A 15136-nucleotide genomic window follows, 5' to 3' on the forward strand; every position below is an offset into this window, starting at 1 on the left:
GTGAAAAAGAAACGAATCGGTGTCTGGATTTCAATGGTCTGCCTGTTTGTCGTGGCCTTGGTCCTTATCTGGGTGGAAAACCCGATCACCTCACCCAATGACCAAGCTCAGAAATGGAAGCTGTCTGCAGGTTTGCTGCTGACCGGCCTGCTTCTGGTGTTTCTGGATGGCCTTGGCGCCTGGCTGAACAAGTCGCTGGCGAAACTGGAGTTTTTCGATGGCTGGACGAAGAAACCTGCTCCTGTGCCTGCCCCGGATCAGGACACATCCCAACCAGAGGTGGTCACAGCTTGCATCACTCACCTACGCCAACAATACGGCCCCTTCTGGCGTCACCGCGTGCGGTTGTTCCTCATCGTGGGCGAGCCCAAGCCAATCGAGGCCATGGCTCCGAGCCTGGCGCAACAACTTTGGCTTGAGGGGCAGGGCACGGTCTTGTTATGGGGCGCCAGCCCGTTGACTTCGGTGCAAGAGGCGTTCTCTCGCTGGCGCGCTTTGATGCGCGGGCGAGCGCTGGATGGCGTGGTCTGGGCCTTGGACGAAGGTCAGAGCGCTGATGCAGCGACGATGGCGGTGGGTGTTCGGCACCTGCAGGCGCTAGCGCACTCGCTGCATTGGCAACTGCCTGTGCATCTGTGGCAGGTCTGCACGAGTGAGTGGTCGCAAAAGGGGCTGAAGCGTCATCCGGTGGGATGCTGGTTGCCTGCTCGCCTGACGGGCACTGCACTGGAAGCTCGACTGAGGGAGTTGCAGGAGCCTTTGCGTCTTCGCGGCCTGGCCCAGATTGAGGTCCAACAGGCGCACGACTTTCTGCCTCGTCTCTCTCAGACACTGCGGGCCGGGGGTGTCGAGCGTTGGCGCGCGGTGCTCGCCCCATTAGTCGAGTCGTCCAACCGTGGCTTGGCGTTGTGCGGGCTGTGGTTCAGCCATCCAGCCGCGCAGGTACAGACATCGACCAATGTCTGGCCAGCTGATGCCGCGTGGGACGAACTGACCGGCGAAAAATATGGCGCTCATCGACGCCTGGGCTGGCCTGTCATGCGTATTGCTCTGGTGTCGGTCGTTGGTGTTGCAGCGCTGTGGCTAGTAGGTTTGCTGGTTTCGTTCGAGAGCAACCGTGCCCAGATCGTTCACATTCGGCAGTCGCTTTCGACCACGCAGCACGCTGGAGACCTCGATCAGCCATTACTGGCGCTCAATGAAGTGGTGCGGGAACTGGGGCGTCTGGACGCGCGTCAGCGCCAAGGCGAGCCTTGGTATCAGCGTTTGGGCCTCAGTCAGAACCGGGCGTTGCTCAATGCTTTGTGGCCGCGCTATGTGGAGGCCAATAACCGTGTATTGCGCGACCCGGCAATCGACAATCTGCAACGCCAGTTGCGGGCGTGGGTGAATCTTCCAGCGGGCAGCCCGCAGCGCACGGCCCAGGCGTCCGTCGCTTATGAACGGTTGAAGGCTTACTTGATGCTGGTACGGCCCGAGAAGGCCGATCCTGCATTTCTCGCCAAGGTGCTGGTCACGGCGCAACCGACACGCAACGGCGTGTCGCCAGACGTATGGCAAAGTCTGTCACCGGGCCTGTGGCAATTCTATGCACAGCAGTTGGTTGAACACCCGGCGTGGCGCATCAACACGGATCTGAAATTGGTGGCCCAGACCCGTCAGATGCTGCTGAGTCAACTGGGCCAGCGCAATGCAGAAGCCAGCCTGTATCAGCAGGTGCTGGAATCCGCAGGCCATCATCATCCCGCGCTGAGACTGCAAGACATGGTCGGCGATACCGAGGCGCGTGAGCTGTTCACCAGCGAAGCCAGCGTACCGGGTGTGTTTACACGGCAGGCGTGGGAGGCGCAGATACGTGAGGCCATTGACGATGTCGCCGAAGCACGCCGCGAGGAAATCGACTGGGTGCTCAGCGACAATCACACCGATGTCGCGGCCGACTTGACCCCCGATGTGCTCAAGGCGCGCCTGACCGAGCGTTACTTTCAGGAGTACAGCAGCGCGTGGCTGGCGTTTCTCAACAGCGTGCGCTGGCGACACGCCAAAAACCTGGGCGAAGCCATCGATCAACTGACGTTGATGAGCGATGTGCGTCAGTCGCCATTGATCGCGCTGATCGACACATTGGCCTGGCAGGGGCAGGCCGGTCATCAGACCCAGGCATTGACGGCATCGTTAGTGAAATCTGCGCAGAAACTCATGGGCCGTGAGGATGTGCCTGTGGTCGACCAATCGCTGCGCGCACTTGCCGGCCCGCTTGATGCCACGTTCGGGCCGTTGCTCGGCCTGCTCGGCAAAGATGCGCAGGGAGCAGCCGGTGATGACCGGTTGAGCCTGCAAGCCTTCCTTACCCGGGTGACTCGCGTGCGCCTCAAATTGCAGCAGGTCAGCCATGCACCTGACCCGCAGGGCATGACGCAAGCCATGGCGCAGATGGTGTTTCAGGGCAAGAGCATCGACTTGACCGATACCCGGTCCTACGGCGGCCTGATCGCAGCCAGCCTGGGGACGGAATGGTCGGGCATTGGCCGTACGCTGTTCGTCCAGCCGTTGGAAGAGGCCTGGCAACGGATGCTTCAGCCCTCGGCGGCAGGCCTTAACCACGAGTGGCAGGAAGCGATCGTCAATCATTGGAACGAGGCTTTTGTCGGGCGCTATCCGTTTACGCCAACGGGCAGCGACGCCTCGTTACCGATGCTGGGGAAAATGATTCGTGCCGACTCAGGACAGATCGAACGGTTTTTGCAGCGCGAGTTGAACGGTGTGCTGCGCAAGGATGGGGGCCGTTGGGTGGCAGACCCGAGGCACAGCCAGGGCTTGCGCTTGAATCCTGAGTTTCTTGCGGCGATCAACCGGCTCAGTCATCTGGCCGACGTGCTGTACACCGACGGCGGCATGGGGATGAGCTTCGAACTGCAAGGCAAGGCGGTTCGCGATGTGGTGCAGACCACGTTCATGCTCAATGGTGCGCGTCACCAGTATTTCAATCAGAAAGAAAGCTGGCAGCGCTTTGGCTGGCCCGGTACAGGCGACCACCCCGGCGCGAGTCTGAGCTGGACAAGCGTTCACACCGGTGAGCGTCTGTTCGGTGATTTTCAAGGGACGTGGGGGCTGATTCGTCTGCTTGAAAAAGCGCGGATCACCCCGCTCGACGATGGTGACAGCCGTTTTCGCGTGGTGATCAAGGCCCCGGATGGTTTGAACCTGACCTGGCACCTGAAAACAGAACTGGGCGCAGGGCCGATGAGTCTGCTTGCACTGCGTGACTTCACGTTGCCGCCGCGCATATTCCTTACCGACGGGACAACACCTTCCGTTGCTCAAAACGAGGCGTTCGAATGAGTTTGCAGACCTTGGTGGCCACCTGTCTGGGTGAACGCGATGCGCTGTCCATTGCTCGTGATCAGGCCAAAGGCTGGGCTTCCTGGCTGTCGCCGATCAGCCCGGAATGTGCCGCCGGTAAGGACCCCGGCTACGAGGATGATTTTCAGCAACTTCGTGAGCAAGTGAACAAAATCTCGGGAGCTGACACCGATCTTGTGCTCCAGTGCGCAGAGAAGCTGATCAAGCACGTCAGTAAGGATGTGCGCGTGCTTACCTACTACCTATGGGCGCGCCTGCACAAGGATGGGGAAGCCGGTCTGGCTGACGGCCTGGAGCTTCTGACTGCGGTATTGGAGCGTTACTGCGCCGATGTCCTTCCGACACGGCCCGGCAGTCGAAAGGGGGCATTGGAGTGGCTGGCAGGCAGCAAGGTGCTGAACAGCCTGTCGCTACATCCGGAAGTTGTGAGGGCTGAGGCTGAGAGAACGGTCGCTGCGCTGGCATGGCTTGAACAGGTGCTCACTGGCTGGCCGCAAGAGCAGCGTCCGGATCTCGGCGCCTTGTACAGCGCCCTGTCGGCCCGGCTGACGCAATCTGGTGGAGTGGACGCTGTGGTACCACAACACAGCGCAAGCCACGAGGCGAAAGAGTCTTCGGCACCTGTATCGGCCATCAAGTCCGGTCGAGACCTGCTGGACAGCGGTCGTGTGTTGGCGGCCTATCTGCGAGAACAGCCTCAGGGTTGGCTGGCGGGCCATCGAATCATGAAGAGTCTGCGTTGGGACACGGTTCATCAATCACCGCCGCAGGATGTCAGCGGCAACACGCGTTTGGCACCCCCGCGAGGCGAATATCGCGCGTTGCTCAAACGCATGTATTTGCAACAAAGCTGGGCTGAGTTGCTCGATCAGGTCGAGCGCATTTATGCCGAGGGCGTGAATCATTTTTGGCTCGACCTGCAATGGTACTTGTATCAGGCGCTGAGCAAGCAACCCGCCCCGCAGAACGAATGGGCCGCCATCGTGAAACGGGATGTGGGCATGTTCCTTGATCGGCTACCGGGCGTTGAACTGTCGCATTGGAGCGACGGCACTCCGTTTGCGGATGAAACGACGCGCGAGTGGATCATCCAGCATGTCAGCGGCGATCGCACTCAACAGTGGCACCCGTCATCTGCCTGGGTGCCCAACGTAGATGCAGACGTTCTCTCACTGGAAAGCGAGGCATTGGCACAGGCCGATAGCGAAGGCGTTGATCACGCGTTGGCGTGGCTGAGCACGCGCCCGGATGTGCAGACCGGCAGACAACGCTGGCTGCTGCGACTGCTCATGGCGCGGGTGGCCGAGCAATACGGCAAAAGCGAATTGGCGCTGCATCTGCTTGGCGAGCTTGACGTGACCGCACAGCGTCATGCGCTGCCGGAGTGGGAGCCGGAGCTGGACTTTGAGGTCAAGGCGCGGCTGCTCAAGTTGTTGCGGCTGAAATCACAGCGCACCGAGGCGGACAAGCCGGCGCTGGCACGTCGGATGGAGCCGCTGTTGGCTGCACTGGTGGCCATTGATCCTGTCCGCGCAGCGGTGTTGTGCGGTTAACCCTTATTCACCAGGATTTTTTGAGCATGGACAATCTGACGCTGCGCTATTTCGAGGCCGAGATGCGTTATCTGCGAGAGGCGGGGCAGGAATTTGCCGAGGCGTTCCCTGATCGCGCCGCGCTGCTGAACCTTGATAAACCGGGTGCGCAGGACCCTTATGTCGAACGGCTTTTCGAAGGCTTTGCTTTTTTGATGGGACGCCTGAGGGAGAAGCTGGACGATGATCTGCCGGAGTTGACCGAAGGGCTGGTCAGCCTCCTTTGGCCGCACTATCTGCGCACCATTCCCTCTCTCTCGGTGGTTGAGCTGGCCCCCGATGTCAAAGTGATGAAGGGGTGCGAAGTGGTTCGAAAAGGCTTCGAAATCCTGTCGCGGCCCATTGGTCCGCACCGGACCCGTTGCAGCTACACCACCACTCAGGATCTGGTTTTACGTCCACTGGCACTGGACTCAGCGCAGCTTGCCTATGAGCCGGACGGACGATCCGTGATCCGCATGAGGTTTTCGCGCGGTGATTTGACAGACTGGTCGCAACTGGACTTGAGCGCCATCCCCCTGTATCTGAACGCCAATCCTTCTATAAGCAATGCCTTGCATCAGGCGCTCACGCTCAAGACGCAAGCGTTGTATGTTCGGTTGCCAGGCCAAACGTCCCGAGAGAAGCTGGACGGTTGGTTTTCGCCCAAGGGTTTTGCCGAGCAAGACCGGCTGTGGCCTAAAGGTGACAGCGCGTTCAGTGGATATCAGCTGTTGCTTGAATATTTCACGTTTCGCGAGAAGTTCATGTTTGTGACCCTCCACGGACTGGAGCACCTGAGGATCGCCCCAGATGTGCAGTGGTTCGAGATAGAAGCCGTACTGGGCGAGCCCTGGCCCCACGCTTTTACGCTGAGCACCGACCACATCCGGCTGCACGCAGTGCCCGTCATCAACCTGTTTGCACTGGAAGCCGATCCTCTGGCGCTGGACCCGCTACAGACCGAGTACCTGCTTCGGCCGATGCGATTGCAGGACGGTCACACCGAAATTTATTCAGTGGACCGCGTGACGGCGTCCAAGCATTCAGTGCGAGAGGACTACGTACCTTTCACCAGCTTCCGCCACAAGGGCGGCATGTTGCGTGACGATGCGCCAGAACGTTATTTCCATACCCGGCTCAAGCGCGGGGTCAATGGGCTGCACCATACCTGGCTGATTCTGGGCGGCGAAGGCGCCGATGAGGATCGGTTGAATCAACGCCAGAGCTTGTCGTTACGCTTGACAGGCACCAATGGGCAGCTCCCCCGCAAAGCGCTGCAGAGCACGCTGCTCGACACCCCGGTCCACTCCACGCAAGCCGGGCTGACGGTGCGCAATCTCTGTGCGCCTACATTGCCGTGTTATCCGCCAAACCGGGACCGGTTCCACTGGCGAGTGCTCAGCCACTTGGGATCGAACTTCTTGCCAATGCTCGACAGTGCCGAGGTGCTGCGCGGCACCTTGGCGTTATACGACTGGACAGGCGATGTACTGAACCGCCGCCGACTCGAGGCCATCGTCGACGTTCGTCACCACTTGGTTCAGCGCTTCGAAAAAGGTTTCTTGCTGCGTGGTGTCAATGTCGAAGTCACGCTTGATGCCAACGGCTTTGCGGGCGAGGGCGACATCAGCCTGTTCGGCGAAATGCTCAACCGTTTTTTCGCGCTCTATGCCGACGTCCACCTTTACAACGAACTCACGTTGATACTGCAACCCACCGGGAAATGCCTGCAATGGAACGAGAACCACAGCCAGCGAGTTCCCGGTTGAAGCTCGAGCAGTTGCTCGACACGCTGCAAGACCGTGCCGCCGAAGCCAATGTGTACCGCTTTTGTCAGTTGCTGGAAAAAGCGCTGCCCGATCATCCGCCGCTCGGAAGTACCGAGCACCCCGCCGATGATCCGGTTCGCTTTCGCCCCGATCCGGGAATGGGTTTTCCCGGTGCAGAATTCAAGGCGGTTGAAAGGTCATCGGGCTATCCAGACCTACCCACGGTCAGGACTCGTCTGCTGGGTCTGTACGGCGTTGATTCGCCACTGCCCACGGCGTATCTGGATGACATCGCTCAGCGCCGGGAAGGGCATGAGGCGCTGGAGGCGTTTCTCGATATCTTCAACCACCGAGTATTCACCCAGCTCTATCGCATCTGGAGGAAGTATTCGTACCCTGCGTCGTTCGAAAAAGGCGGCACGGACGCGACTTCTCAGTGTTTGTTGGGGTTGATCGGGTTGGGCATACCTGGAACCGCCGATCATATCGCAACGCCGATGTCGCGGTTCCTCGCATTGCTCAGCCTGATGCGATTGCCCACTCGCACTGCTGAAGGGATTGCCGCGTTGGTCAAGCTCCTGGCGCCGAACACCAGCGCCAATGTGACTGCGCACTGGCCCAGGAAAATCCAGTTGCCGTACCCCGCAAGCCTTTCGTCCAGTCGGCCGGTGATTCTGTCGCAAGGCACGCCACTTGGCCCCGTTGCACAGGACGTTAACAGCCAGTTGTGTCTGACGTTGTTCACCCAGGACCGTGACGAAGCACGCGGCTGGTTGCCGGGTGCACAGCTGCACAGCGACCTGCTGGTGCTGCTGCGCGTTTATCTGGGCTGGCGCTGTACCGCCTGGATGCGGCTGACGCTGCCCGTGGACAGTCTGCCATCCCCCGCGCTGGGCTGTTCCGACGTCCTGTTAGGCATGACGGCGATGTTGGGAATGGACGCAGAGGCTACGCGGGACACTACGCACACCACTATCACGATCAATCTGGGCCGTTATCAAGGTCTGCACAGTGATCCTCAGAAAATAGAGAGGCAGCATGTCGAGTACCGTTTTTAATGTGTTGAAAGTTGCAGCGCTTGGCGTGCTGCTCGCGGGGTGCGGGTTGGTTCAGAACATAGCCGACAGCACCTCATCAATGACCAAAGCGATTTTCTATAAGCAGGTCAAAATGCTTCATTTGGACTTTGACGGTCGCACCTCCGTTAACACTCATTCGCAAGATATGAACGCATTGTCCGTACCGACGTTGGTACGTGTTTATCAACTGCGTGATGGGCAAGCGGTCGGGCGGACCACGTATGACCAATTGCTGGTGGACGCTGATCATGTCCTTCGTGTCGATCTGTTGAACCAAACGTCTCTGGTCGTGAAGCCCGGCGAGGGCGTTCAACTTGACGTCCCGCTGGATGAGAACGCTCTGGCGATCGCGGTGATCGGGTTGTTTCGCGACCCTGATGTGCGGAATAACACTTGGCGTTTGACTTTGAAGCGTGAAGATCTTGAGCCTGATCGCGCGCGCGTCATTGAAGTCGCCGACAACCGTCTGATGTTACGACCTATTGTCGAGGGCTAGGATGTGGCTGAGCTCAATCCTTCTTTGTACGAAACACTGCTGCAGAATTTCACGGGTGAACTGGATCTGCACCGGGTGGATGAACAGGACCAGTACATCCTGTCGGTGCTGGATAATCTGCAACGCATTCTCAATAGCAGAGCTGGCACGCTCAGTCATTTGCCCGACTACGGCCTTCCCGACATGGCAGAGATTCTGCAGGGGCTACCCGCCACGGCGCACGGCCTGATGAGGACGATGGCCGATACCTTGCTCAAATATGAGCCGCGACTGAACGCGATCCACATTGAATTACTTGCGCAGACTTTGCCGGGGCACCTGGAGTACACCCTTGCCGCCAGCCTCGTGGGCAGCAAAAGGGTGAATTTTGGTGCCACGGTGGGGCCGCAGGGCAAAGCGCTGGTGCGTCATTTGAAGCAGCAGGATTGGCTGGTTGAACCGTGAGACAGACAGAGATGAAGACGTTGCTTGAAATACGTGTGCGCATTGGCGCAGACCCGAGCGGCATCGTCGAATATCAAACGTTGCGTGAAGAACTCGGGAAACTGACCCACCCTGCGAGCCCTGAGATGGACTGGTTCAAGGTGGAGCAATTGTGTCTGGCGCTTTTCAGCATCAATGGGGCAGACCTGCAAACCGTCGCGGCTTACACGCTTGCCCGCAGCCATTTACATGGTCTGGAGGGGATGGTCGAAGGGCTGGGGCTGATCGAGCTGATGGTAAGCGACTGGCCTGGTTTGTGGCCCCTGGCGCCAACGGTGAGGGTCGATATGCTGGCTTGGCTGTTTGCGCACTTGCAGCCCGTGTTAAGGGGCGTTGTCGAAAATGCGGTCGACCAGCCCACGCTCGTAAAGCTCGATGCCAAGCTGGAAAACCTCCACCAGTTGCTGCTGCGTCACACGCATGTCCCGGTGAAGACTTTACACGCCTTACGCCAACAGATCGGCAGTCAGATTCAACGCTCTAAGCGCGTGATCAGCGCGCCAGGAATGTTGCAGCCGACCATGGTCGCCCAGTCCGCAACCTTCGCCGCCCCCGCAACTTCACATCCTGTAATTGTGCTGATGCCCAGCATCCAGCCCAAATTACCCCCGGCCCATGTCGAGCCGGGTCGACATCGCATCTTGCTGTGGAGCCTCACGGCTGTCATCGCTTTAGCGTTGATTGGCTGGGTCGGTTGGCATGGATGGCTGGGCAATCCGGGCAATGACAAACGTTCGATCCTCGCCATTTTTCTGCCGCGTAATGACCTTGAAACCGTGCATCTTGATGGTTTGATGCTGTTTGATGAGGGCAGTGACCAACTCAGCTCGGATTCCGCCAAGGTGTTGATCGATGCATTGGTCGCAATCAAAGCTCGACCCGACTGGCTGATTGTCATCACAGGGCATAGCGACGGGACCGGCGTTGCCAACCAGAACCTGCGATTGTCACGCTCTCGCGCAGCTGCCGTGCGAGACTGGATACAAGCCATGAGCAACATCCCAGACAGTTGCCTTGTTATCAATGGCGTTGCGGCGAACCTGCCAGTGGCGAGCAACGACAGCGTCAACGGCAGAGCAGCCAATCGTCGTGTCGACATAATGTTGGTGCCGCAGGCGGGGCCATGTGGTCAGCGGGCTACTGGAGCGTCGGACGTCAAATCCGGTTAGGGACCAAAGCCCTACAGGTTGGGCCTCGCCGATCAATCACGTGATGTTAGCTGGCGCACATCTGACAAGCACTGAACTGTGACCGGTGCTACAGGTCGATTTGAAACGGCGCGCGATGTCGGCTTTGGCATCGTGCGTACCTTTTGACTCGACAAGGAACCTGCCCATGTCCAGCAGAACCATCGCCGACCATCTTGCGCAAACCCTCGCCGCCGCAGGCGTCTCGAAGATCTGGGGCGTCAGTGGCGACAGCCTGAACGGCCTGACCGACAGCCTCGAGCGCTTGGGCAAGATCAAGTGGATGCACACCCGGCACGAAGAGGTGGCGGCCTTCGCTGCCGGTGCTGAGGCGGCGTCCACCGGCACGCTGGCGGTGTGCGCGGGCAGTTGCGGTCCGGGCAACCTGCATTTGATCAACGGCCTGTACGACTGCCACCGCAGCCGCGTGCCGGTGCTGGCAATCGCCGCGCAGATTCCATCCTCCGAGATCGGCCTGAATTACTTCCAGGAAACCCACCCCACCGAACTGTTCAAGGAGTGCAGCCACTTCGTCGAGGCCGTGAACAGCGCCGAGCAATTCCCGCGGGTGCTGGAACGGGCCATGCGGGCAGCGATCAGCCAGCGTGGTGTGGCGGTGATCGTGATTCCGGGGGATGTCGCCTTGCTACCGGCCCCTGATGTCAAACCGACCTGGGTCGCGCCGACACCCGCCCGGGTCATCCCGGCAGAAAAAGACCTGCAACGCCTTGTTGAACTCCTCGATAAATCGAAAAGCGTGACCATCCTTGCTGGCGCCGGGTGTGCCGAGGCTCACGATCAGGTCGTGGCACTGGCCGAAAAGCTGTCGGCGCCTGTGGTCCACGCCCTGCGCGGCAAGCAGTACATCGAATACGCCAACCCCTTCGACGTGGGCATGACCGGCCTGATCGGCTTCAGCTCCGGCTATCACGCGATGCTGTCGTGCGACACGTTGCTGATTCTGGGCAGCAGTTTTCCGTACCGCAATTTCTATCCGGAAAAAGCCAACATCGTGCAGATCGATATCGAGGCCTCAGCCTTGGGGCGTCGCGTGCCATTGACCCTGGGGCTTGAGGGCGGCATTGCCGAAACGATCGTTGCGCTGTTGCCTCGGATCAAGGCGAACACCGATCGCAAATTCCTCGACAAGGCGCTGGATCACTACGCCAAGTCCCGCGAGGAGCTGGACGAGCTGGCCACGCCGTCTGCCCATGGCGAGCCGATCCACCCGCAGTACCTGACGCGCATGGTCGACGCCTATGCCGATCCGGATGCCATTTTCACAGTCGACGTCGGCACCCCGACGCTGTGGGCGGCGCGCTATCTGACCATGAACGGCCAGCGCCAACTGCTGGGCTCGTTCAACCACGGCTCCATGGCCAACGCCATGCCCCAGGCATTGGGCGCCAAAGCGGCCTTCCCGCAACGGCAGGTGGTGGCGCTGTGTGGCGATGGCGGGCTGTCGATGCTGCTGGGGGATCTGTTGAGCATTCGCCAGCTCAACTTGCCGATCAAACTGGTGGTGTTCAACAACAGCTCGCTGGGCTTCGTCGCCATGGAAATGCAGGCCAGCGGCTATGTGCCCCACGACACGGATTTCAACGCCACCAACTTCGCCAACATCGCCATCGGCGCGGGGATTCTGGGGATTCGCGTCGAGGACTCCGCCGATCTGCCCAACGCACTGAAAAAAGCCTTCGAGCATCCGGGGCCGGTGGTGGTGGATGTGGTCACCGCCAAACAGGAGCTGGGCCTGCCGCCAAAGATCAAGCTTGCCCAGGCCAAGGGTTTCAGTCTGTTCATGCTCAAGGCGGTGATGAGCGGCAAGGCCGACCAAGTGCTGGAGTTGGCGAAGACCAATTTCAGATAATAACCCCGCCTTATAAGTGGGATTGATTGGATCCTGCTTAACCACCGTTAGATAAGCGCTTGTGCATCTAACGGTGGTTTTTTGTGTTTGAACATTGACCGGGTAGTTTCGCCGACGACCTGCACTCAACTTCGTGTTACTGCGGCCGAACTATATTTCGGGCCGCGTCTTCCTTTTTCTCGTACAACCCCGTAAAAAGCCCGGCGCACGCCTGATCGGCCACGTATTCCCGTCGCTGTCATCCTTGGTTATGGACACAATCATATGATCAAAAGTCTGGGCTTCAGCAGAAAGATCCTGCTGGCCGCTGCACTGATAGTTGTTGTTGCTTTCTCGTGTTTCATTCTGGTGAACGACTTCCGCCAGCGTGAATCCCTGAAGAACAACGTCGATGCCGAACTGCAACAACTGGGCAGTCTGACCACTCAGAACATTCAGACCTGGCTCGACAGCCGCATTCAACTGCTGTACTCGATGGCCCAGCAAATCGCCGCTGACGGCCCATCGCCTACCAGCCTGCAGCGCATCGTCGGCTTGCCGGTATACCCGGACAACTTCCAGCTCAGCTACTTCGGCGGCAAGGACGGTCTGATGTTCTCGGTCCCGACCGGCAATCGCGCCGCCGACTACGACCCCCGCGCCCGTGGCTGGTACAAGGCGGCCGATGCCGCTCAGGGCACCATTGTCACCGAACCCTACATCGCCGCGTCCTCGGGCAAGCTGGTGGTGACCCTCGCCACGCCGGTTCGCCAGCAAGGGCAGATGATCGGTGTGGCGGGCGCCGACATCTCGCTGGACGTCATTACCAAAACCATCAACTCGCTGAATTTCGGTGGCCACGGCTACGCCTACATCGTCAGCGCCGACGGCAAGATTCTGATTCACCCGGACAGCAAGCTGATCCTCAAGAACGTCAGCGAGGCCTACCCCAACGGTGCGCCGAAGATCGCGCCGGGGGTCTCGGAAATCGAATCCGGTGGCAAGGCGCAGTTCATCTCGTTCACCAAGGTTGAAGGCCTGTCTTCGGCCAACTGGTACGTCGCTCTGGTACTGGATCGCGACGCCGCCTACTCGATGCTCAGTGAATTCCGCGCTTCAGCCATTACCGCGATGGTCATTGCCGTGGCGATCATCATGCTGTTGCTGGGCCTGCTGATTCGCGTGCTGATGCAGCCGCTGCACCAGATGGGCCGCGCCATGCAGGACATCGCCGACGGCGAGGGCGACCTGACCAAGCGTTTGTCGATCGTGTCGCAAGACGAGTTCGGTGCCCTGGCGCAGTCGTTCAACCGTTTTGTCGAACGTATCCACGGCTCGATTCGCGAAGTGGCGTCAACCGCAGGTCAACTGGGTGAAGTCGCAGCGCGGGTGGTGGGGGCTTCCAACTCGTCCATGGGCAACTCGGACCAACAGTCCAGCCGCACCAGCAGCGTCGCTGCCGCGATCAATCAGCTCGGCGCCGCGGCGCAGGAAATCGCTCAGAACGCCGCCCTGGCTTCGCAGCATTCCAGCGAAGCCACGCAACTGGCCAGCGAAGGGCAGGGGGTTGTGACCCAGACCATCAAGGCGATGAATCAGCTGTCGGACAAGATCAGCGAATCGTGCGTGAACATCGAAACGTTGAACGCCAAGACCGCCAACATCGGCCAGATTCTGGAGGTGATCACGGGGATTTCCCAACAGACCAACCTCTTGGCGCTGAACGCGGCCATTGAAGCAGCCCGTGCCGGTGAAGCGGGACGTGGTTTTGCCGTGGTGGCCGACGAAGTTCGCAATCTGGCGCACCGCACCCAGGATTCTGCCCAGCAAGTGCAGGGCATGATCGAAGAGCTGCAAGTGGGCGCCCGCGATGCGGTGGCCAACATGACCGAAAGCCAGCGCCAGAGCGAAAGCAGCGTGACCATCGCCAACCAGGCCGGCGAGCGCCTGAACAGCGTGACGCGCCGCATCGGCGAGATCGACGGCATGAACCAGTCGGTGGCCACGGCAACCGAGGAACAGACTGCGGTGGTGGAGTCGATCAACGTCGACATCACCGAGATCAACACGCTGAACCAGGAAGGCGTCGACAACCTCAAGTCGACGCTCGATGCCTGCTCGCATCTGGAACACCAGACGGCGCGTTTGCAGCATCTGGTGGGGACGTTCCGCATCTAAAGCGGCCGACAGGCGGTATTTAGCAGGTGTACGCGTAATAACTGTGGGAGCGAATTCATTCGCGAGACGATGGTACAGACGACGTAAACGTGTCGGATGAACTGGCCGATCGCGAATGAATTCGCTCCCACAGGTCGTATGGCAAACCTGATTTGCGGGCGCTCCCGCTCAAGGCTGCTCCGCCAACCCCGCCGCCCGGCGCAACCCCAGCCGCAGCGCGGTGCTGAACATCTGCCCATGGTTGCGGCCATTGAACTGCTGGTAACTGGCGTCAACGCCCGGCAGTTGCGCCAGATGCTCGGCCAGCAGACGATTGGCGTCGCTGGGCACGGCCGTCATCGCCTTCCTTCTTTCCTCTGAGCCGCCATCGAATTGCGCGATGGGCGGTTTGCCTTCGCGTTCGCCTTTGACCAACCGCACAGTCCTCGTGGTCCCTGCGGGAAAAGCCGTCAGCGCCATGCCGTTATCAAAGGTGATCGGCTGATACCACAGCGAAGCACTGGCCGCGATCCAGGTCTGGAACGCCTCGGGTTGCTGCAGCAACGCATAAACCGTGAACAGCCCGCCAAACGAATGCCCCCACAGCGTCTGCCGTTGCAGGTCGACGCTGTACTGCGCCTGCACCTGGGGTTTGATCGTCGTCAGGATCAGTTCAAGAAATGCCTTGGACGTGTCCCCGGTGTAATCCCGGGTGCGCTGTTCGCCGTCGTAGGTGCCCTCGATGTCGTAACCGATCATCACCAGCAGCGGCGGTGCGCCTGCGCTAAGTTCGCCCAGCCATTGCTCTTTCAATTGCGCCATCACATTGTTGCCATCGAGCAGGTACATCACCGGGTAGCCCGAGGTCGGCGGCGCGCTACGCGGAATGCCGATGTCCAGGCGGTAGTGGCGCTGGTGGTCGGGGGAGTCGATGTTCAGACGTTCGAAACGGTAGTGAGCAGAGCCGGTTTCAGCCAAGGGAGGAGTCTCCTGATCGTCGGCGGTTGCGAGCAGGGGCAACACGCCGAACACGATAAAAGTGAAAGATTTGATCCAGTTCATCGGATGGCGCCCGAAAGTGGAGGATTGGCAGGTTGCCCCGATTGCTGCGCAGTTGTCTATTGCCCACCCCCGCTGGCTCGCGTGTTCGCGCGAACATGTCGACAAAAGCCACGAAAA

Annotated in this window: 10 protein-coding genes and 1 pseudogene; 10 read left to right on the plus strand and 1 reads right to left on the minus strand. The window is 59.8% G+C overall.

What is annotated here, in order from left to right; translation table 11 throughout:
• The 10 genes and pseudogenes from AC07V9_RS02850 to AC07V9_RS02895 all read left to right on the plus strand — a co-directional run bounded on the left by AC07V9_RS02850 (position 1) and on the right by AC07V9_RS02895 (position 13978).
• Positions 1-3342, plus strand: a complete 3342-nt coding sequence (locus tag AC07V9_RS02850; RefSeq protein ID WP_495014187.1) for an ImcF-related family protein — start codon at positions 1-3, stop codon at positions 3340-3342.
• On the plus strand, positions 3339-4916 hold the full coding sequence (gene tssA / locus AC07V9_RS02855) for a type VI secretion system protein TssA (protein ID WP_495014188.1): 1578 nt from the start codon (positions 3339-3341) through the stop codon (positions 4914-4916). Before AC07V9_RS02850 ends, tssA begins: the two co-directional genes overlap by 4 nt.
• 20 nt (positions 4917-4936) lie before the next feature.
• Positions 4937-6706 carry a type VI secretion system baseplate subunit TssF gene (gene tssF / locus AC07V9_RS02860; protein ID WP_495014189.1) on the plus strand — a complete coding sequence of 590 codons (1770 nt, stop codon included), beginning with the start codon at positions 4937-4939 and terminating at the stop codon, positions 6704-6706.
• Positions 6670-7764, plus strand: coding sequence for a type VI secretion system baseplate subunit TssG (tssG, locus tag AC07V9_RS02865; RefSeq protein WP_495014190.1), 1095 nt, complete (start codon positions 6670-6672; stop codon positions 7762-7764). Before tssF ends, tssG begins: the two co-directional genes overlap by 37 nt.
• On the plus strand, positions 7745-8281 hold the full coding sequence (gene tssJ, locus AC07V9_RS02870) for a type VI secretion system lipoprotein TssJ (RefSeq protein ID WP_495014191.1): 537 nt from the start codon (positions 7745-7747) through the stop codon (positions 8279-8281). The genes tssG and tssJ overlap by 20 nt, the downstream gene beginning before the upstream one ends.
• A gap of 3 nt (positions 8282-8284) precedes the next feature.
• The gene (tssE, locus tag AC07V9_RS02875; protein WP_495014192.1) at positions 8285-8725 is read left to right on the plus strand and encodes a type VI secretion system baseplate subunit TssE; all 441 of its coding nucleotides are present in this window, start codon (positions 8285-8287) and stop codon (positions 8723-8725) included.
• Positions 8726-8736: 11 nt separating this feature from the next.
• The gene (locus AC07V9_RS02880; RefSeq protein WP_495014193.1) at positions 8737-9933 is read left to right on the plus strand and encodes an OmpA family protein; all 1197 of its coding nucleotides are present in this window, start codon (positions 8737-8739) and stop codon (positions 9931-9933) included.
• A gap of 166 nt (positions 9934-10099) precedes the next feature.
• The gene (gene poxB, locus AC07V9_RS02885) at positions 10100-11821 is read left to right on the plus strand and encodes a ubiquinone-dependent pyruvate dehydrogenase (RefSeq protein ID WP_495014194.1); all 1722 of its coding nucleotides are present in this window, start codon (positions 10100-10102) and stop codon (positions 11819-11821) included.
• Positions 11822-12085: 264 nt separating this feature from the next.
• Positions 12086-13120 (plus strand): annotated as a pseudogene (locus AC07V9_RS02890) (HAMP domain-containing protein); the annotation flags it as partial.
• 93 nt (positions 13121-13213) lie between these two features.
• On the plus strand, positions 13214-13978 hold the full coding sequence (locus AC07V9_RS02895; protein WP_495014565.1) for a methyl-accepting chemotaxis protein: 765 nt from the start codon (positions 13214-13216) through the stop codon (positions 13976-13978).
• A 168-nt stretch (positions 13979-14146) separates the two neighbouring features.
• On the opposite strand, the gene AC07V9_RS02900 is transcribed toward AC07V9_RS02895, so the two are convergent.
• Positions 14147-15019 carry an alpha/beta hydrolase gene (locus tag AC07V9_RS02900; RefSeq protein ID WP_495014195.1) on the minus strand — a complete coding sequence of 291 codons (873 nt, stop codon included), beginning with the start codon at positions 15017-15019 and terminating at the stop codon, positions 14147-14149.
• Positions 15020-15136 lie beyond the last annotated feature (117 nt).

This window comes from Pseudomonas sp. GW821-FHT02A11 (genome assembly GCF_059421985.1).